The sequence below is a fragment of the Pseudomonas sp. R28(2017) genome, assembly GCF_002112505.1.
Classification (GTDB): Bacteria; Pseudomonadota; Gammaproteobacteria; order Pseudomonadales; family Pseudomonadaceae; genus Aquipseudomonas.
Map to the genome: position 1 here is coordinate 89,383 of NZ_NEHW01000014.1, position 16,468 is coordinate 105,850.

A 16,468-nucleotide genomic window follows, 5' to 3' on the forward strand; every position below is an offset into this window, starting at 1 on the left:
GTAGGTGAGCATGACCATGCTGTAGAAACAGCCCCATAAAAAACATCCGTTCTAGCATGTAAATCACTCATTGCAGTGCAAGGTGCTCTGCCCAAATGACTGGTTCGTGCGAATACAGCTATATAGATGCTAACGGATAGTTGTATTAGCCGATCCCATCTCTTGCCCTGCTTCCCCTAGCAGGCTGCATCGGAGTTTGATCTGAATGCGCAGGCTGATGCGCGAGTGTAAGACCTGATGGATCGCGGGAATCATGGCCGGCAAAGTGAGTAAGCGCCCAGATGGCCATGGCGAGTCCAACAATAAGCGGCTGAAACCTTCGCCCCGGTGAAACTCCGGTGTCACTGAGGCCGCTAATAGCCAAGCCGGAGATCAGCGCCGGCCAGATCACACCCCGATGCAGAGAAGCGCTCAGCTCAGGGCGCGGTTACCGAAGCACCTGTGGACGTCCCTTCCCTCGCTCCGGGGGTAAACGAATTGCGCCTCTGGATGGGTCCACGCCAAGCCAGCTGCTGGGGTAGCGCCCGGCATCTGCATCCCCCCTTCCCTTCAATTCGACCGCATCGGCAGGCGCCAGGCCACCTTTCACGGTGGGTTTGGTCACCCGCGCCTGGCTCCTGGCCAATGCGGTTGCACAACCACTAGGAGGACGCCATGGGCGCACTTCGAGCAGCACAATGGCGGTACGACCATGCTGAGCCGGAAGACGACTCGGCGTATCAGGAAGCGGCGCAAAACTGGATCGAGAGCAAGGCCGAGGAGCTGGTCGGCGGCTGCGATGTTCTGATCCCGCAGCGCTTTGGCGGACCGGTTGGCGTTCGCCAGGACCAGTTCGTAACCAAGCTGGCCGAGCATCTCCGCGCTCTGCAAGAAGCTGAGAAGGACGATCTCAACGCCCTGGCCCTCCTCCTGCTCCAGGCGCAGGCCGGTGGCCCGGTGAAGAGCATGGTCCCCGACATCCTCGGCCCAAGCGACCACGTCGGCGGAAAGCTCTTCGAGATCGCCGAGTCGATGCTTGAAGGGTACGCCGAACAAGGCCTGCAGCACGACGCCGATCAGGCCAATGAGCCATGAGCCCGCACGTCCTGCTCGACAACGAACTGGATGCCCTGGCCGACCCATCCACCCCGGTTAGCTGGTCAGTGATGATCCAGAAGCAGCTCACCGAAATGATGGCCGATCAGCGCATCACCATCGAAGAGTTCAACCACTACTGCGGGCGCCTCAACAAGATCGTTGGTGGGCGCAAGGAGGTTGCATGACTACTCCGGTTTTCCCGTCGATCATCGACGACCAGGTGGCCGAGGTCGCCCAGGCCCTGCCAGATGACCGAATCCTGATGGTCTTCAAGGGCCTGACCATGGAGGACGCCATGAATCAGGCGCGCCTGGCTCACATCGAGAACCCGGCGGCATGGTCGGGCCGGGCTTATCTCTGCGGCATGTGCACGCTGGCCTACGAGGTCCGCACGTGAGCCGCCAGCAGGCCAGACGCATGGCGTTCTGGCGCGGCTCCGTCTCCATGCTCTTCGCCTGCACTTTCTTCATGCTCGCCAGCGCACTGGCCGGCAGCGTCACTTCCTGAATCACGTAGCCGAGCACGGCGGCCCTTCGGGATAACCGTACCCCTTCGGGAGCGTAAGCGGCGAGAGCGCGCAACCATCCACCGCAGCCAGGGCCTGGAGCGTACCTCCGTGCCTGGGTGACCTGGCATTTCTCCTTCCAACTGACGGCGCCGGCGTGGCGCGAGGTTTTCCAATGTCCACTACCAACATGCGCATCTGGGAGCAGGTGCAGACCACCGATACCCGCTACACCAAGAACGCCGAGGTCGGCGGCCAGAAGATCACCAGCCTGAACGGCACCGCAATGGTCATGAAGGCCACCGAGGTGTTCGGCCCGGTCGGTATCGGCTGGGGCTGGAAGGTCATCGAAGAGCGATTCGATGACGGCCACGAGGTGTTCGCCGGTGAAGGCGACAAGCGAATCTGCCTGGGCCGGGAGATCGGCCATACCGTCAAAATCCAGCTCTGGTTCATGCAGGACGGCCAACGCGGCGAGGTCGAGCAGTACGGGTGCACCCGGTACCAGTACAAGACCAAGTACGGCATGACCACCGATGGCGAGGCGCCGAAGAAATCCCTGACCGATGCCATCAAGAAAGCCCTGTCCATGCTGGGCTTCAGCGCCGACGTGTTCCTTGGGATGTTTGACGACCAGAACTACGTCCAGCAGTTGCAGGCCGAGCAGGCCATCGAGCAGGCCGAAGACCGCCAAGCCGAGATCGAGCGCCAACAGCAGGAGCGCCTGGACTTCATCAAGGACACGATCGAGACCATGCAGAAGGCGGTGACGCCGCATGAGCGCAAGAAGATCCACGACCATGCAGTGCGCAAGCTCATCGGTCGCAAGGACGAGAAAGGCGCGGCGCGGATCTCCCTTGAATTGAAGAACCTCGAAGCCGGCAAACCGCAGGAGGCCGCAGCATGACCCAGCTCTACGCTCTCACCGGCCAGATGGCCGAGCTCGCTGCCATGTGCGACACCGACGACGAAGGCCTCAAGCAGGCCATTCAAGACACCATGGCCGGCATCCAAGGTGAGTTCGAGGTGAAGGCCGACAACATCGTCATGCTGCGCCGGAACATCGAAGGCGATATCAGCGCGATCGACGCGGAAATCGACCGCCTCAACGAACTCAAGCGCATCAAGGCCAACAGCGTGACCGCCATCACCGACTACCTGCGCCGGAACATGGACGCGGCCAACATCAAGTCGATCAAGCGACCGCTGTTCACCATCAGCCTGGTCACCGGCAAAGAGAAGGTGATCGTCGACAACGAACAGGCGGTACCGGATGAACTGACGTCTGTGGTGACCAAGATCGCGCCGGACAAGAACGCCATCGCCGCCAAGCTCAAGGCTGACCGCGAGCACAACGAAGCTGTCCGCAAGCGCATGGCCGCCGGCGAGGACTGTGAAGACGAACTCATCCCTGAGCCAGCCTGGGCGCATCTTGAGCGCGGCGAGAGCTCGATCCGCATCAAGTGAGGTGAGCATGAACCAATCCATCGATCTGGAGGCCGCCAAAGCGGCCTTCTTCGCGTCTGGCGGCCAGCTGATTGTGCTGGAGGGTTTCACCTACCGGCCGCTGCCTCCGCGCAAAGGCCCTGAAGCGCAGTCAGCGCCGGCTGCCAAAGCGCCTTCCAAGAAGGCCGCGCCATCGCCCCGCAAGGAAAAAATGAAAGCCCGCGCCGACCAGGTGGCCGAAATGGCCAAGACCATGACGTGTCAGCAGGTCCATGAGGCCACTGGCATTTCCAAGCAGGCCCTATTCCGGGCCTCGCGGGAAGGCAACTTCGTGTTCCGGCGCGCAGAGCTGAAGAAGTCGGCCAACAGTAAGCGCGATGCCCAGCGCCAGATCCAGCGAAACCTGAAGCGGATCGAGGAACTGAAGGTGGTCCAGCAAATCTGCGCCCTGCGCGATACCGGCTTGCACCGCGCCCAGGTAGCCGAGCAGTTGGGCCTGAATTACGGAACGCTGGTGAAGATCATCGAGCGCAACGACATCAACTTCCCGCGGGTGCGTGTCAGGAAATGAAGCGCATCAACAACCTGGTCCGCCAGCGCCGGCGGCAAGAACAGTTCCACCTGCCGCCCAGCGGCCTCACGGAGTACCGAAATGCAGAAAGCACCCTCTGGAGTCGTAACCTTGCCGGCCTGGATGAATCGGTCGGTGAAGAAGCTGTACAACACACGCAGCGGGGGCCAGTACCGACCTGACGACGTGGCCCTGGCCTTTGCCCTGAGCCTGCGCGTGCACGACAGCGCCGATCACCTGCGCAGGCTGGCCCGGCGCCTGGTCGACAAGGTCTGCCTCGAGCACCAGCCGAACATGAAGCGCTTGGCCCGCGAGCCTGACGACACCAAGGTGTTCGACGCCACGCTCAAGATCATCAACCGGGTGTGCGACCTGCTGGAGTACGCACCGGGCACCCGCTTTGTGCGCAATGGAGGCGATCATGGCTCTGACGCAGCAGCAGCGTGACGCGAAGCGGCGCAAGAAGGCCGAACGCCTGCAGGAAGAAGACCTGCGCTTGAAGGTTCGACCAGGGACTAAGCAGGCCCTGCTGGAGCTGATGGAGTGGGCTGGGATCGAGGAACAGGGCGAGGCCATGACCCTACTCATCCACCGCATCCATGAATTAGGGCCTGAAGCGGCCCGCCACTTCCTGAGTGCGCCGCGCCACGAAATCAAGATTTCGAGCTTTGTGGTGCGAAAGCTCGACCAGTTCCGGCTGAGCCGCGAGCTGCGAGCGCCGGGCCTGGAGTTCGGTGACGACCCGGACGATTCCGGCCTGATCCTGCTCGCGGAACGGGCCTAATCACTCCCTACTTTCCTGGCTTGGGGTAGAGGGGAGAGTGTCCGTTCATAGAGAAGTGACACTATCCCGCCGCAACTAGGTGTTCAAACAACATCGCACCACACACACCTGCCCCTGTAGCTAAAACAGACAGTACCCCCCACTTTGAAATTCGCTTCAACCACACGAAGGACGGTTCGCCACGCTTTACCCGTTCCCACTCGTTTTTCAGAATATTCTGAGCTTCAATCGTAATCAGCTCTGCATGTGCCTGCATGCCATTGTCAGGAACATCCTCAAGGTTTGAAAGTAGACCTATCAGCTTGGTGTGCTCAGCTGGATTGAGGCGCAATCTGATACGAAAAACAAGCATTTCCATGCCTTGGAATTGCTCATGTCGGGCAATTAAAAACTCGTTGATCTCAGACTCGTTTTTCTCCCTCACAATCCCAACAACGGTCTCAATCACCTCAAGATGACCCACAAGATTAGAAACGTCATCTCTAAGCCCATCAATCCAGGCCTGCCTGAACTCTGAGGTCTTTTGATCCTTTGAGAGGATAGTTACTACGAGCGAAACTATGCCTGCGATTAGCCCAACGAAGAGAGTAGCAATGGCAGGAACCAGTAAGTCTTCTTTCATTTTCAACCTGGTTAACGTAGTCAGCGGTATATGAAACTCTAAGTGAGGGCAAATTGCCACCACGCAGCATCCTGCCACGGAGGGCGGCGCATGCACGGAGGACATGGTCAGCCAGATACAGGCATCATTTTTGAAGCTGCCAATACGGAATAATATGCTTGCAGCTGTAGGCTGATGATGCCTGCATATGTAGGGTCGCTCTGTAGCTTGGACATATACAAAACCCACTTTTCAACGGCGTCAGTGAACGACTCATAACCTTTTGACTCTTCATCTCTGAGGCGAAAGGATCGTCCCATGTAGCCATACACGACCACCAAGGAGTCAGAAGCACACTTAGATCCGTCAGAACCGGAGTTAGCAAGCTTCTGCCCACATTCTTTAAGACTGGAGTCCAAAAGGCTTATCACATTTTCCTCCTGACTTTTACTCGAGGAGACCAATAGGTTTAAGCGCCGCTGATAATCCAAGTCGAATGATTTTCGACTTTTTGTTAGCTCACTCTCGTTGATGAAAGATTTTGGCTCGTGACTTTGGCAGCCAGACAGCATAACCAGCATAGCTATCGCAAAACATCTAATTCTCATGGAGGGGCCTGAGCTTGCATCGGCAGAAAACGAATCCCTATCGTACCAAACGCTGCACCATCCGACATCATTACGCCATCACGTAGCAAGCATCAAGGACGCACCCATGAGCAACTACAACTGCGACTACGTCCGCCGTCATTACAACGTGCCGGCTGAGATCGGGCGCCGCGTGATCGCCAACGGTGAGCCAGGCGTCATCATGGCCGACCGCGGCCACTACATCGGGGTCATCCTCGACAGCGACCCGAAGAAGCGTATCCGCAACTACCACCCCACCTGGGAAATGCAGTACGGCGAGATGGCCGAAAAGCTGCCGCTGAAGCGCTACCAGGTTCTGGTCGCGGGCTGGGACTGGTGGGACCTCTCCAACCGCACCATCGTCGATGTGTTCGCCAGCACGCCGTCGCAGGCCAAGTACAAGGCCTATGAACGCTGCGAGTACCACGACATCGAGTGCATGTTCGGCTTCAAGGTTCGCCGGGCCTGAACTCCCGCGCTGCCCGCCAGCGCTTTCCCCTATTCAACGAAGGCCTTAGCTCATTGCGCGCGATTTTGCTGCTCACTTCGCTTGCGGATATACGAACGCATCATCCTGCGTTGAATCCAGCCGATAATAATGACCTGCAGAGCAAGGCAGAGCACCACGAATGCGGTCCTGGCATATTGGCTCAATGGAAGCTCAAAGGCCAAAACGCCCCATATGAGCATCAAGCTTCCTTGGAAGAACAGGCCCGTCATAGTAGACAGAAAGGAGTCAACCCAGAACCATCTGTCTGGGAGGAATTCCAAGGGGCCCATAGCAAAGAGGGCGATGCCGAAAGGCATACTAAAAACTGTAAGTAGCATCCCCAGGTCTCCGTACCGCAACAGAATGCACCAGGTCGCGAACCCTATCAAAGCTCCGGTGCGCCAAAGGTTCGTCGTCAGCGGCGATAGAAGAGTTTCGAGTATTTTCCGCCAAGCCATTACCACCCTCCTTGTGTGGTAAGCGGCGAAGCATACCAGCACGAATCACAGCGCGCTGCGCGCTGCCCGCTGCCGCCTTCTCCTACTCAACGACAGGATCGGCGCCGAGGCCTTTCCGGTAGCGCGCAATCGCAATGATCTGGCGCAGGCAGATGACCATCTCTTTCTTCATCTGGTCGTCCGGCAGCCCGATCTTTTTAAGCATTGCCTGGGCTTCTTCCTCGATCGAGGCCAGGGCCTCGGTATCGCTTTTCAGTGTCATGCGACCTCCACCAGGTCGAGTCAGCCATGAATTGATAGCTCACCAGAACAATGGGCGCCAACTGCGGCGCCTTCCCCTATTCAACGATAACGCCTCCCCGGCGAGGGCGGCGCCTGCACCCAGAGGCCACACCATCACTTAGCTTATTTTGAAACGCTCTTGATGGAATTGAACGTTTGATCAACCATATTCTTGCCAAAATCCCCCATATTTTCATACATGGTCTTCAAGAAGATCACGGTATTAATTGCAGCCCCTACTAGCTGCCAATGGCAGTTATTAAATGTGCAGCCAACAAGAGAAATCGGGCCTTCGCCCCCATACTCGATCACACAGTTTTTAAAAACACAATCCTCGTAACTGCCGTGATCCAGCCGAACTGTTTGACCGGTAAAGGTACTTGATTTAAAAGTGACCATTATAAAAACCCTGTAGCCTCTTGATCAGCAACCACTGTATTCCCTAGAGCAACAGATTTCTTATTCGCACGATGATAACCATCATCCGTCTGGAAATCACTAGGAGCGTAAAGCGCTTTATTATTCCAATTCAAGGTAGCAAAAAAAGACAACACCAAAAGACTTGGAAACACCATCAAAAACCAGATGTAGGTCTTCTGGACTTCCTCAGAAATGAATGGAAGAACGGTTGTTGAACTAACCTCAACAATGCCAGCAAAAATAGCAATAATGGTTAGCGGATTTTTGATTGTTCCAATACCCCGCACCTCCGCCTCCTTCCCTTGCCTCTTAATCGCCATGGTTTTTCCCTGCTTTTTCCGCTATGGCACTATACCTACGAGAAACGACCATGCCCACAGCAATCGACCTGTTCGCCGGCCTCGGCGGATGGAGCACCGGCGCGCGCGCCGCAGGCGTCCAGGTTCTCTGGGCGGCAAACCATTGGCCGGTGGCCGTTGAATGGCACAGCGCTAACCACCCGGACACTCAGCACGTTTGTCAGGACCTGCACCAGGCACGCTGGGAGCAGGTACCGGCACACGACATCATGCTGGCTTCGCCCTGCTGCCAGGGACACGCCAAGGCCCGCGGCAAGAAGTCGGGTAACCCTGAGCACGACGCTTCGCGCTCGACGGCATGGGCACCGGTATCGGCCCTTGAATTTCACCGGCCACAGGCGGCGGTGATAGAGAACGTGCCCGAGTTCACCGACTGGGTTCTCTACCCGGCCTGGCTGCAAGCAGTGCAGGCGCTAGGGTATCAGGCTGCCCCGCACATCGTGGACTGCGCCGACCTTGGCGTGCCGCAGCATAGGGTGCGACTGTTCATGGTGCTGACACGTAGCAAGGCGCCGCTGATGCTTCAGCTGCCGCAGGAACGACATGTGCCGGCAGCGAGCTTCCTCGACTTCGACGCCGGGCGCTGGTCGCCAATCGAGAAGCCAGGCCGGGCCCAAGCCACCCTCGACAGGGTGCGCAACGGCCGCCAGCGCTTCGGCGAGCGCTTCATCATGCCCTACTACGGCAAAGGCTCTGGCACCACCGGCCGCGACATCAACCGGCCGATCGGCACCATCACCACCCTGGACCGCTGGGCGCTGGTGGACGGTGACCGCATGCGGATGCTCAGCGCCAGCGAGGCCCTGGCCGCCATGTCGTTCCCGTCCGATACCCTGCGCCCGGACAACCACCGGCTGACCATGCACATGGCAGGCAATGCGGTACCGCCTTTGGCTGGGCAGCGCGTCATTGAGGCTCTGCTGAAAGCAGCCTGACATCCAGCGCTGCCCGCCAGCGTCTTTCCGTTCCGGCAAATCACGCCATTCTGGACAGACGGTACGCTTACCTCGGGCCGAGACGCGGTTTCATATCCACAACAGTTTTGGCGTGGTCCCTCATTCGCGTGACCAGATGCGAGGGATGGTATTGATCGTACGTTTCATCAGAGTTTTCAGGATATATCCATTCAAAAAATTCAAGATGATCTGCAAGCGTCTCTCCAAACATAGCAGTAAGGAGCCTATCGCCCTCGGCATAGGACGAAGATTCAAAATCGTCAAAATTGTGCGCTACGAACTTGTTCCGGATCCGTACCAACTCCTTTTCATCTGCGAATGAGCGAAACATTCTCACTTGTGTGCGAATGCTTTCCGGGTACTCCCTGATCTCTTTCCCGTAGTCCTTGAGAACATCGTGAAGCTTAGTTAAAGAAAGTATCGCTGCGATTTTACACATTCTGAGCACGCCAAATGGCAGGCCGGCGCGGGGGTCTACATCTGGGCCCGCCAAGTAGTCCCGAACAATCTTAGACGGCGTGACCAGGTCGTAGATAAGGTCGTTTAGAAGCCAACCTAAATGCTCATTCCTGTCCATGTTCTCTCCTCTTTGGAGCAGAAATTGTATCGAGGAGGCATCCCCATGCCCACAGAAAACCGATCCAGCAACACAGAGATGGTCAGCGTGCCGCGCGAGCAGCTGCGCCAGTTCATCGAGTACAGCGCCAGCATCTGCAAGTCGCCGGCCTGGGTGAAAGACAAAGCCGCTCTGCTTGCAGCGGCCGAGCAGCCAGCTCCGCAGCCCCACCCCGAGCCTATAGCCTGGATGGTTGGTACTGCCTTCTGGTGGACCAAAGAAGAGGCAGAGAGGGATGCGGCGGCGACTGGCAAGGCCATCACACCGTTCGGGCCGATGTCCGGTATCGCGCCAGCCGAGCAGCACCAGGGCGAGCCGGTGAAGTTGCCTGCATACAAGCTGGCCAGCGAATACAACAGCCATGACTGGGACGAAGGCTACCGGGACGGATGGGGTGCCTGCCGAGACGAAATCGCCAAGCTCGGCCCGCTCTACACCCACGCCGATCCTGGCGAGATTGAGCGGCTGCGCACTGAGCTGGTCGAGTGGAAAGACCGATGCCAGCGTAACAACGATGACGCCATGGAGTGGATGGCTAAGCACGACACGCTGCGCGCCCAGTTGGCCGAGCGGAATGCAGCATTGGACTGCATGACAACTACCGACACAGGCTACAAGTCCGAGCTGGCTGAGCGGGATGCACTGCTGGTTGATATCCGTCTTAGTGGGCTGAACGACGAAAGGTCCTCTCGGATTGACTCGATTTTATCTTCTGGCGCTTATGCAGATGCGATCAATAAACACCCATCGCTAAGGACCTGCTTGGATAACGCCGCAATCGAAGCCGCCCTATCCGCCAGCGCAGAGCCGGAGGCAACGTCGTGAAGACACACTTCGCCCCATTCACCGACCTGGAAGATATCGAACAGGCCCCATGCGGTACCTGGCTGGGCGAATCCCCTGAGCTGTCAGGCGACTGGTCCGAAGTCGATTGCCTGCTCTGCCAGAAACGCAAGGAAAGGATCGTCGCTGCAGCAGCTGATGAAGAGCGCTTCATCGTAGAGCAAATGGGCGACATGGCGGCATTCATGCGCGCACAAGGCTAGACCTCCCAGGAGCACATTTGTACTCCACCCAGCTGTAACCCCTCTCCCCTCTACTTCGATGCGGCGAGACGATCAGCAGCAGATACACCCTCCACAGCAATGCGGCGAGCCCGTCCTACACCCCATGCGAGCGCCCGGGTCATCGACTCACCTGGTCGAGAATCGAAAGCCTCCTCATGGATGGCCATGCCGCTGGGGGCGTACACACCGATGAACATCTGGGTCGTACCAGTTCGCGACAGGCGCACCTGCACGTCAATGAATGTGCCGTCACTCAGCGTTTCGTCGTGAGTGCGATGGTGCAAGGTGGGGTCTGCCCAAGCCCAGAAAACATCACCGCGAATTCTCATGCCGCCCTCCTACGACTTTAGTTGTAGTTAATGCTGTATTGCCACCATAGCTAACACCCATTTTTACGCAAACCTGCCGGGCGCGTCTGTGAGCTGAATCGGACAACCGGCAATCCCCTCTCCCCTCTATTCACTGCCGCGATATGGCGGCCAAGGAATCGTCATGCCTGAAGAAATCAAGCTGATCCAACGTGTGGCCGTCGAGCGCGATCAAGACGGCTGGTGGAGTCACCCCGACGAGCCTGACTTTGACGAAGACTATGCCGCCTTCAACGCCTGGCTCGTACAGCAGGGCTTGGAACTGAAGCAGTGGCACATGGACTCGGATATCAGCGATCACCACCCCTATGACGACGGCGAGTGCCACTGCCTAGGCTGGGAGCCTGAATGCCCCGGGCCTGAATGGTTCCTGCTCGGGATCTTCGATACAGAGGATGGCCCTTGCGTCAGCTGGGCGAGGCGGAAGGCCGAGGAAGCCTGGTCAGTGAATGGCGATGACGGATCGTGGGACTACCCGAACCTTACCGCTCTGATCCGCGACAACTTCGGCAGCGAGCCGGATGGCACAAGCTTCGGCCCAGGCCGGGGCAACGGCCTCAAAGTGGGTGACACCGTACACACTGGCACCGTCTGCAAGGCCGACCCTGCTGGGTTCCTCCCCGATGCTGATGACCTGCTCAACCACATGTTCGAGGCAGCCGCAGGAAGCGACGCGGGGGAATGGGTCGACAACTACCCTGACCTCGACGACGAGGCGACAGCAGCTCTCGGGCAGGCGCTGGAGCCGCTGCAGGCTTGGGCCCGAAAGTTCTGCCAGCCCAACTTCTTCACTATCGAGAAGATGGCCACCCACACCATCACGAAAGAAGACGTGCTCATCGCCGCCCTCGCTGGGGCCAAGCCATGACCCGCCTCGCCCTCTGCCTCCTGCTGCTGGCCACCGGCGCCAGCGCAACCGAGAACGTCATCGACGTGCAGCACGACAGCCAGCGCGGCGTCACCTGCTACCTGCTCAATGGGGTCGGCATCAGCTGCATCCCCGACAGCCAGCTGCAGGCCGGCAACCAGCGCCAGCTCTCCCCGCACGAAACCCAACCCGAACCTACACCCGCTCTGGCGCCTGGGCGCTGGATTGATGAGAGGTATGAGCTGTGAGCGAGAAATTTGAGCGTGAAGAGCGCTACATCGTCTTCAAGGTGAAGGACCTGAGCGAGCACAAGCTCGGCTGGGTCCGCGACGTGATCAGGCTGAACGACATTCCCACCGTGGACGCAGTGGTGGTTGAAGCCGACTGGCCAGAGTATGAGCCGACCTGGACAGCGATCGAGCGCCGCGTTACCGGCGGGCAGTGGAATGGCGAAGGGCTGCCGCCTACTGGGACAGTGTGCATGGGCCGGATAATTAAGCCGCTCGATGGTGAGCCGCGCTGGCAAGAGGTGCAGATCATCCATCTAGATGAGATCGACGGAGAGGCCGTGGGCCTGACTACCTCGGGACGATGGCCTTGCTGGCTCGATGCTTTCCGCCCTATCCCGACGCCCGAGCAGATCGCGGCGGAAGAGCGGAAGACAGCAATCAACCAGATGGCAGCGGATGCCCAGCTGGACTTCAGTGCAGGCGAACTCCTCACTGCCCGCGAGTATGTCGAGTGCGCGATCGCTGCTCTGCATGATGCCGGCTACCGGAAGCAGGTGGCGCCATGATCCTGCCCCTGATGTACATGGCCTACCTGATCTACAGGGGGCCGCGATGAGTGACGCGCCTATCGAGCCGCAAGAGTGGTCGTCCGGCGTCAAGGTTGTCCAGATCGAAGACATCAGGGTCGCCCGAGGCCTCACGCGCCGACCGAGATCCTCGTGCCGACACCGGAAGATGGTGTACGACGAGAAGGAGCGGCGCGTCTGGTGCAGCGATTGCGAGACCGAGGTAGAGGCATTCGATGCGTTCATCTACCTGGTCGAGCATTACGGCGCAGCGGTAAGCAAGCTCAACCGTCGAGCCGAAGAACTGGCCCAGGCGGAGAAATTCCAGCTCCGCAGTCGCGCTGCAAAGGCGATGGACGACGCATGGCGAAGCACGACCATGGCGCCTCTCTGCCCTCACTGCAACAACGCCCTCATGCCAGAGGACGTGGTTGGCGGACTTGCCAGCATGTCCAAAGAGTTCGTCCGGGCCGAGCGCAAGCGCAAAGCCGATCTCAAGAAGAAGTAAACCCTCCCCATCTACTCAAGCCCGCCGACATGCGCGGGCGAGGATTCCCTATGTCCGCAACCAACCGATTCCACCAGGTCGCCAACGACGCGCTGGTGATGATCAGCGAAAACCTTAACCCAGGCGCCAAGCTGGCCCTGGTGATCTACACGCCCGGCGAGCCGGAGCTGGACATCGTTTTGAAGGACGGCGGACTGAACGTCGACGAGGTGATCAACACGCTTCGCCGGCGCGGCGGCCTCAGCCTTGATGGCGACAACGTCTACAAGCGCTCGGTCTGTGACGTCATCGTCGGCGCCCTTGCCACAGGCAAGCAGAACAACAACCCACCCCCTGCCGATCACTGGGGCCTTGAGTTCTGGGATATCGGGCGTGCCGAGGGCGCACTGCAGGAAGAGTTGGTGCAGGCGCTTCGCCTGGTGCGCAAAGAGCTGGATTCCTGCCAGCGAGTGATCCATTACGCAGGCGGCTTCGATCCGGCCTACGTCAACGATGCCCAGGCCGCACTGAAGGTCGCCGACGCAGTGCTCGAAAAAACTCCCGCCTGACCACCAACCTGCCGCCACCGGCGGCGTGGAGACCATCCCATGGAAACCGAAAAGACCGGCGACATCGACAAGGTAACTGAACAGAAAATGGCCGACCTGCTCGGCTGCACCAAGAAAGCGCTGGAGCGCAGGCGTCAGGACGGGAAAGTTCCAGAAGGCGTCTGGATCAAGCACGGCGGCCGAATCATTTACAGCAAAAGGAGATACGACGAATGGCTGGAAAGCCAATGGATCTACCCAGAGGGGTCGAAGTCTTCCGCAACTCCCTCCGCATACGTTTCACATGGGACGGTGTCCGTCGATGCGAAACGCTCCCCTATCCCCCGACACAGAAAGGCATCAAAGCTGCATCCAGCCTTCGCGATCAGGTAACTAGCCTCAACAAGCTCGGTCTCCTTGACCAGGACAAGTACGCCGAGCTATTCCCCAGTTCGCAGGCCGCAGTTGGGGGAAAGCCTACCTTTGGAGAGTACGCCCAGCTCTGGTTGGATAGTCGCGAAATCACCCAAGGCACGCACAACAACTACAAAAGTGCCTTGAATCTGTACTGGGTACCGCGCCTGGCTATGGTCCGTGTTGACCTGATCACCACCACCCTGCTGCGCCGCATCATCGCTGACACCGACTGGACATCGGCAAACGTCAAACGCAACGCGATTACAAGGCTGGCGACGATCCTTGGTGCAGCTACCCGGGAAGGCCTCCTGATAAAAAACCCTGCCGAGATGATTGAACTGCCGAAGCGGTCAAGGAAGGAAATCGACCCCTTCACCCTGGCAGAAGCCAATACCATCATTGACAGGCTGTACCAGCACGAGCACTGGCCAAGCCTTATCTACGCCGCTTTGTTCGAGTTCATGTTTTTCACTGGACTCCGGCTGTCGGAGGCCTTGGCCGTGCGTTGGGATGCAATCGATATGGGAAAGAGGACGGTTCACGTCAAGAGGACCGTTGCGCTGGGCAAGGTGGAGGAAAGGACAAAAACCGGCAGAGACCGGTTCGTGCTGCTGAATGATCGGGCCTTGCGGGCAGTCCAGTTCGCGAGGGAATACGCGGACCGCCGCAGGCATGGGAAGGGAGCGGTGACCGAAACGCCGTACCTGTTCCCGCCGTCGAAGAACGCTGAGTACGTGAAACAGACGTCTGATCTGCACAAACAGTGGGTACCGGTGCTGAACGATTTGGGGATCAGACGTCGCCCCCCATACAACTGCCGCCATACCTATGCGACAATATGCTTAATGTCCGGCCTCAACCCCGCATTTATCGCCCAACAGCTGGGTCACAGCGTTCAGATGCTGCTGTCGACGTATGCCCGTTGGCTCAACTCAAGCTCCGACTGGAGCGAGCTGGAAAAACTCAAGATTGGTATCAAATCGGTATCAGCTGAAAATCCAGCGTCGTAAGTTACTGATAGGTAAGCCCTTTGATCTCCACCGCCAACATCACCATGCAGTTCGGCTCCAAGCCGCTGTTCGAAAACGTTTCGGTCAAATTCAACAACGGCAACCGCTACGGCCTGATCGGTGCCAACGGTTGCGGCAAGTCGACCTTCATGAAAATCCTCGGCGGCGACCTGGAGCCGTCCGGTGGCCAGGTCATGCTCGAGCCGAACACCCGCCTGGGTAAACTGCGCCAGGACCAGTTCGCCTACGAAGAATTCACCGTGATCGACACCGTGATCATGGGCCACGGCCAGCTGTGGAAGGTCAAGGCCGAGCGCGACCGCATCTACTCGCTGCCGGAAATGACCGAGGAAGACGGCATGGCCGTCGCCGAGCTGGAAACCGAATTCGCCGAAATGGACGGCTACACCGCCGAATCCCGCGCCGGTGAACTGCTGCTGGGCCTGGGTATTCCGCTGGAGCAGCACTTCGGCCCGATGAGCGAAGTGGCACCGGGCTGGAAGCTGCGAGTGCTGCTGGCCCAGGCGCTGTTCTCGGACCCGGACGTGCTGCTGCTCGACGAGCCGACCAACCACCTGGACATCAACACCATCCGCTGGCTGGAAACCATCCTCACGGCGCGTAACAGCACCATGATCATCATTTCCCACGACCGGCACTTCCTCAACAGCGTGTGCACGCACATGGCCGACCTGGACTACGGCGAGCTGCGCCTGTTCCCGGGCAACTACGACGAGTACATGACCGCCGCCACCCAGTCGCGCGAGCAGCTGCTGTCGGACAACGCCAAGAAGAAAGCCCAGATCGCCGAACTGCAGACCTTCGTCAGCCGCTTCTCGGCCAACGCCTCGAAGGCCAAGCAGGCGACTTCGCGGGCCAAGCAGATCGACAAGATCCAGCTGGCCGAGGTCAAGCCTTCGAGCCGTGTCAGCCCGTTCATTCGCTTCGAGCAGACCAAGAAACTGCACCGCCAGGCGGTGGTCGTCGAGAAGATGGCGAAAGCCTTCGATGACAAGGTGCTGTTCAAGAATTTCGACATCACCGTCGAAGCCGGCGAGCGCGTGGCGATCATCGGCCCCAACGGTATCGGCAAGACCACCCTGCTGCGCACCCTGGTCGGCGAGATGACCCCGGACGCAGGCTCGGTGAAGTGGACCGACAGCGCCGAAGTGGGCTACTACGCCCAGGACCACGCCCACGACTTCGAAGACGACATGACCCTGTTCGACTGGATGGGCCAGTGGACCAGCGGCGAGCAAGTGATCCGCGGCACCCTGGGGCGCATGCTGTTCTCCAACGACGAGATCCTCAAGTCGGTGAAGGTGATTTCCGGTGGTGAGCAAGGCCGCATGCTGTTCGGCAAGCTGATCCTGCAAAAACCGAACGTGCTGGTGATGGACGAGCCGACCAACCACCTGGACATGGAATCGATCGAGGCGCTGAACCTGGCGCTGGAAAACTACCCGGGTACCCTGCTGTTCGTCAGCCATGACCGCGAGTTCGTGTCGTCGCTGGCGACCCGCATCATCGAGCTGAGCGCCGATGGCGTGGTGGACTTCAGCGGGACTTATGACGACTACCTGCGTAGCCAGGGTGTCGTGGTCTGAGCTAGCTGATCGGGCCTGGTCGCCTTGTGGTGGCTGGGCCGGCCTCTTCGCGGGCAAGCCCGCTCCCACTAGGACCGCACTGAACCCAAGGGCAGCTGATATCTCT

Annotated in this window: 26 protein-coding genes; 20 read left to right on the plus strand and 6 right to left on the minus strand. The window is 59.0% G+C overall.

The features are described 5' to 3' along the window. Window positions 1–654 precede the first annotated feature (654 nt). From CAF78_RS22465 to CAF78_RS22500, 8 genes are all read left to right on the plus strand, one after another. Window positions 655–1,074, plus strand: a complete 420-nt coding sequence (locus CAF78_RS22465) for a hypothetical protein (protein WP_085678190.1) — start codon at window positions 655–657, stop codon at window positions 1,072–1,074. After that, a complete protein-coding gene (locus CAF78_RS22470) occupies window positions 1,071–1,262 on the plus strand; it encodes a hypothetical protein (protein ID WP_008100343.1) in 192 nt (63 codons plus the stop codon). Before CAF78_RS22465 ends, CAF78_RS22470 begins: the two co-directional genes overlap by 4 nt. After that, entirely contained in the window at window positions 1,259–1,474 is a 216-nt protein-coding gene (locus CAF78_RS22475) for a hypothetical protein (RefSeq protein ID WP_085678193.1), read from the plus strand. Before CAF78_RS22470 ends, CAF78_RS22475 begins: the two co-directional genes overlap by 4 nt. A gap of 283 nt (window positions 1,475–1,757) precedes the next feature. After that, window positions 1,758–2,489, plus strand: coding sequence for a Rad52/Rad22 family DNA repair protein (locus CAF78_RS22480; RefSeq protein ID WP_085678196.1), 732 nt, complete (start codon window positions 1,758–1,760; stop codon window positions 2,487–2,489). Further along, window positions 2,486–3,049: a siphovirus Gp157 family protein gene (locus CAF78_RS22485; RefSeq protein WP_085678198.1), complete on the plus strand. Its 564-nt coding sequence runs from the start codon at window positions 2,486–2,488 to the stop codon at window positions 3,047–3,049. Before CAF78_RS22480 ends, CAF78_RS22485 begins: the two co-directional genes overlap by 4 nt. Before the next feature lie 7 nt (window positions 3,050–3,056). Next, a complete protein-coding gene (locus CAF78_RS22490; protein WP_085678201.1) occupies window positions 3,057–3,599 on the plus strand; it encodes a hypothetical protein in 543 nt (180 codons plus the stop codon). An 81-nt stretch (window positions 3,600–3,680) separates the two neighbouring features. Then, entirely contained in the window at window positions 3,681–4,046 is a 366-nt protein-coding gene (locus tag CAF78_RS22495) for a hypothetical protein (protein WP_085678204.1), read from the plus strand. Beyond that, the gene (locus tag CAF78_RS22500) at window positions 4,021–4,383 is read left to right on the plus strand and encodes a hypothetical protein (protein ID WP_085678207.1); all 363 of its coding nucleotides are present in this window, start codon (window positions 4,021–4,023) and stop codon (window positions 4,381–4,383) included. The genes CAF78_RS22495 and CAF78_RS22500 overlap by 26 nt, the downstream gene beginning before the upstream one ends. Before the next feature lie 61 nt (window positions 4,384–4,444). On the opposite strand, the gene CAF78_RS22505 is transcribed toward CAF78_RS22500, so the two are convergent. Then, window positions 4,445–5,005: a hypothetical protein gene (locus tag CAF78_RS22505; RefSeq protein ID WP_085678209.1), complete on the minus strand. Its 561-nt coding sequence runs from the start codon at window positions 5,003–5,005 to the stop codon at window positions 4,445–4,447. 693 nt (window positions 5,006–5,698) lie between these two features. On the opposite strand from CAF78_RS22505, the gene CAF78_RS22510 reads away from it, so the two are divergent. Then, window positions 5,699–6,082: a hypothetical protein gene (locus tag CAF78_RS22510; RefSeq protein WP_085678212.1), complete on the plus strand. Its 384-nt coding sequence runs from the start codon at window positions 5,699–5,701 to the stop codon at window positions 6,080–6,082. A gap of 50 nt (window positions 6,083–6,132) precedes the next feature. Here the strand turns inward: CAF78_RS22510 and CAF78_RS22515 are convergent, their stop codons facing one another. The 3 genes from CAF78_RS22515 to CAF78_RS22530 form a co-directional block, all read right to left on the minus strand. Continuing rightward, window positions 6,133–6,561, minus strand: a complete 429-nt coding sequence (locus CAF78_RS22515) for a hypothetical protein (protein WP_085678215.1) — start codon at window positions 6,559–6,561, stop codon at window positions 6,133–6,135. Between the two features lie 82 nt (window positions 6,562–6,643). Next, window positions 6,644–6,823 carry a hypothetical protein gene (locus tag CAF78_RS22520; RefSeq protein ID WP_085678217.1) on the minus strand — a complete coding sequence of 60 codons (180 nt, stop codon included), beginning with the start codon at window positions 6,821–6,823 and terminating at the stop codon, window positions 6,644–6,646. Between the two features lie 418 nt (window positions 6,824–7,241). After that, window positions 7,242–7,583, minus strand: a complete 342-nt coding sequence (locus CAF78_RS22530; protein WP_085678223.1) for a hypothetical protein — start codon at window positions 7,581–7,583, stop codon at window positions 7,242–7,244. 50 nt (window positions 7,584–7,633) lie between these two features. Here CAF78_RS22530 and CAF78_RS22535 point away from each other — a divergent pair, with 50 nt between their 5' ends. Beyond that, the gene (locus tag CAF78_RS22535) at window positions 7,634–8,557 is read left to right on the plus strand and encodes a DNA cytosine methyltransferase (protein ID WP_085678226.1); all 924 of its coding nucleotides are present in this window, start codon (window positions 7,634–7,636) and stop codon (window positions 8,555–8,557) included. A 67-nt stretch (window positions 8,558–8,624) separates the two neighbouring features. Here CAF78_RS22535 and CAF78_RS22540 read toward each other — a convergent pair whose 3' ends face one another. Then, window positions 8,625–9,155: a hypothetical protein gene (locus CAF78_RS22540; protein ID WP_085678229.1), complete on the minus strand. Its 531-nt coding sequence runs from the start codon at window positions 9,153–9,155 to the stop codon at window positions 8,625–8,627. 45 nt (window positions 9,156–9,200) lie between these two features. Between CAF78_RS22540 and CAF78_RS22545 the strand changes: the two genes are divergently transcribed. Together CAF78_RS22545 and CAF78_RS22550 are read left to right on the plus strand one after the other, a co-directional pair. Continuing rightward, window positions 9,201–10,019: a hypothetical protein gene (locus tag CAF78_RS22545; protein WP_085678233.1), complete on the plus strand. Its 819-nt coding sequence runs from the start codon at window positions 9,201–9,203 to the stop codon at window positions 10,017–10,019. Then, window positions 10,016–10,240, plus strand: coding sequence for a hypothetical protein (locus CAF78_RS22550; protein ID WP_085678236.1), 225 nt, complete (start codon window positions 10,016–10,018; stop codon window positions 10,238–10,240). Before CAF78_RS22545 ends, CAF78_RS22550 begins: the two co-directional genes overlap by 4 nt. Window positions 10,241–10,290: 50 nt before the next feature. Here CAF78_RS22550 and CAF78_RS22555 read toward each other — a convergent pair whose 3' ends face one another. Then, a complete protein-coding gene (locus CAF78_RS22555) occupies window positions 10,291–10,590 on the minus strand; it encodes a hypothetical protein (RefSeq protein ID WP_085678239.1) in 300 nt (99 codons plus the stop codon). A gap of 163 nt (window positions 10,591–10,753) precedes the next feature. On the opposite strand from CAF78_RS22555, the gene CAF78_RS29105 reads away from it, so the two are divergent. From CAF78_RS29105 to CAF78_RS22590, 8 genes are read left to right on the plus strand one after another with little or no spacing between them, the layout of a single operon-like run. Beyond that, entirely contained in the window at window positions 10,754–11,497 is a 744-nt protein-coding gene (locus CAF78_RS29105) for a hypothetical protein (protein ID WP_371856920.1), read from the plus strand. Continuing rightward, entirely contained in the window at window positions 11,494–11,745 is a 252-nt protein-coding gene (locus tag CAF78_RS22565) for a hypothetical protein (protein WP_069017417.1), read from the plus strand. Before CAF78_RS29105 ends, CAF78_RS22565 begins: the two co-directional genes overlap by 4 nt. Then, the gene (locus CAF78_RS28595) at window positions 11,742–12,293 is read left to right on the plus strand and encodes a hypothetical protein (protein ID WP_177408565.1); all 552 of its coding nucleotides are present in this window, start codon (window positions 11,742–11,744) and stop codon (window positions 12,291–12,293) included. Before CAF78_RS22565 ends, CAF78_RS28595 begins: the two co-directional genes overlap by 4 nt. 46 nt (window positions 12,294–12,339) lie before the next feature. Continuing rightward, on the plus strand, window positions 12,340–12,801 hold the full coding sequence (locus CAF78_RS22575) for a hypothetical protein (RefSeq protein WP_085678242.1): 462 nt from the start codon (window positions 12,340–12,342) through the stop codon (window positions 12,799–12,801). 50 nt (window positions 12,802–12,851) lie between these two features. Further along, window positions 12,852–13,349 (plus strand): hypothetical protein, encoded by a 498-nt coding sequence (locus tag CAF78_RS22580; RefSeq protein ID WP_085678245.1) that lies wholly within the window; start codon window positions 12,852–12,854, stop codon window positions 13,347–13,349. Between the two features lie 39 nt (window positions 13,350–13,388). After that, window positions 13,389–13,721, plus strand: coding sequence for a helix-turn-helix domain-containing protein (locus CAF78_RS28805; RefSeq protein WP_256573970.1), 333 nt, complete (start codon window positions 13,389–13,391; stop codon window positions 13,719–13,721). Next, window positions 13,622–14,755 (plus strand): tyrosine-type recombinase/integrase, encoded by a 1,134-nt coding sequence (locus CAF78_RS22585; RefSeq protein WP_256573971.1) that lies wholly within the window; start codon window positions 13,622–13,624, stop codon window positions 14,753–14,755. The genes CAF78_RS28805 and CAF78_RS22585 overlap by 100 nt, the downstream gene beginning before the upstream one ends. A 20-nt stretch (window positions 14,756–14,775) precedes the next feature. Then, window positions 14,776–16,362 (plus strand): ABC-F family ATPase, encoded by a 1,587-nt coding sequence (locus CAF78_RS22590; protein ID WP_027919182.1) that lies wholly within the window; start codon window positions 14,776–14,778, stop codon window positions 16,360–16,362. The last annotated feature ends 106 nt before the right edge of the window (window positions 16,363–16,468 follow it).

Bases quoted from the DNA above. Each gene is read 5' to 3' on its own strand.
- CAF78_RS22485 (WP_085678198.1), top strand. From the start codon at position 2,486: ATGACCCAGCTCTACGCTCTCACCGGCCAGATGGCCGAGCTCGCTGCC.
- CAF78_RS22580 (WP_085678245.1), top strand. From the start codon at position 12,852: ATGTCCGCAACCAACCGATTCCACCAGGTCGCCAACGACGCGCTGGTG.
- CAF78_RS29105 (WP_371856920.1), top strand. From the start codon at position 10,754: ATGCCTGAAGAAATCAAGCTGATCCAACGTGTGGCCGTCGAGCGCGAT.
- CAF78_RS22515 (WP_085678215.1), bottom strand. From the start codon at position 6,561: ATGGCTTGGCGGAAAATACTCGAAACTCTTCTATCGCCGCTGACGACG.
- CAF78_RS28805 (WP_256573970.1), top strand. From the start codon at position 13,389: ATGGAAACCGAAAAGACCGGCGACATCGACAAGGTAACTGAACAGAAA.
- CAF78_RS22555 (WP_085678239.1), bottom strand. From the start codon at position 10,590: ATGAGAATTCGCGGTGATGTTTTCTGGGCTTGGGCAGACCCCACCTTG.
- CAF78_RS22540 (WP_085678229.1), bottom strand. From the start codon at position 9,155: ATGGACAGGAATGAGCATTTAGGTTGGCTTCTAAACGACCTTATCTAC.
- CAF78_RS22500 (WP_085678207.1), top strand. From the start codon at position 4,021: ATGGCTCTGACGCAGCAGCAGCGTGACGCGAAGCGGCGCAAGAAGGCC.
- CAF78_RS22545 (WP_085678233.1), top strand. From the start codon at position 9,201: ATGCCCACAGAAAACCGATCCAGCAACACAGAGATGGTCAGCGTGCCG.
- CAF78_RS22480 (WP_085678196.1), top strand. From the start codon at position 1,758: ATGTCCACTACCAACATGCGCATCTGGGAGCAGGTGCAGACCACCGAT.
- CAF78_RS22470 (WP_008100343.1), top strand. From the start codon at position 1,071: ATGAGCCCGCACGTCCTGCTCGACAACGAACTGGATGCCCTGGCCGAC.
- CAF78_RS22495 (WP_085678204.1), top strand. From the start codon at position 3,681: ATGCAGAAAGCACCCTCTGGAGTCGTAACCTTGCCGGCCTGGATGAAT.
- CAF78_RS22510 (WP_085678212.1), top strand. From the start codon at position 5,699: ATGAGCAACTACAACTGCGACTACGTCCGCCGTCATTACAACGTGCCG.
- CAF78_RS22465 (WP_085678190.1), top strand. From the start codon at position 655: ATGGGCGCACTTCGAGCAGCACAATGGCGGTACGACCATGCTGAGCCG.
- CAF78_RS22535 (WP_085678226.1), top strand. From the start codon at position 7,634: ATGCCCACAGCAATCGACCTGTTCGCCGGCCTCGGCGGATGGAGCACC.
- CAF78_RS22475 (WP_085678193.1), top strand. From the start codon at position 1,259: ATGACTACTCCGGTTTTCCCGTCGATCATCGACGACCAGGTGGCCGAG.
- CAF78_RS22575 (WP_085678242.1), top strand. From the start codon at position 12,340: ATGAGTGACGCGCCTATCGAGCCGCAAGAGTGGTCGTCCGGCGTCAAG.
- CAF78_RS22530 (WP_085678223.1), bottom strand. From the start codon at position 7,583: ATGGCGATTAAGAGGCAAGGGAAGGAGGCGGAGGTGCGGGGTATTGGA.
- CAF78_RS22505 (WP_085678209.1), bottom strand. From the start codon at position 5,005: ATGAAAGAAGACTTACTGGTTCCTGCCATTGCTACTCTCTTCGTTGGG.
- CAF78_RS22565 (WP_069017417.1), top strand. From the start codon at position 11,494: ATGACCCGCCTCGCCCTCTGCCTCCTGCTGCTGGCCACCGGCGCCAGC.
- CAF78_RS22520 (WP_085678217.1), bottom strand. From the start codon at position 6,823: ATGACACTGAAAAGCGATACCGAGGCCCTGGCCTCGATCGAGGAAGAA.
- CAF78_RS22490 (WP_085678201.1), top strand. From the start codon at position 3,057: ATGAACCAATCCATCGATCTGGAGGCCGCCAAAGCGGCCTTCTTCGCG.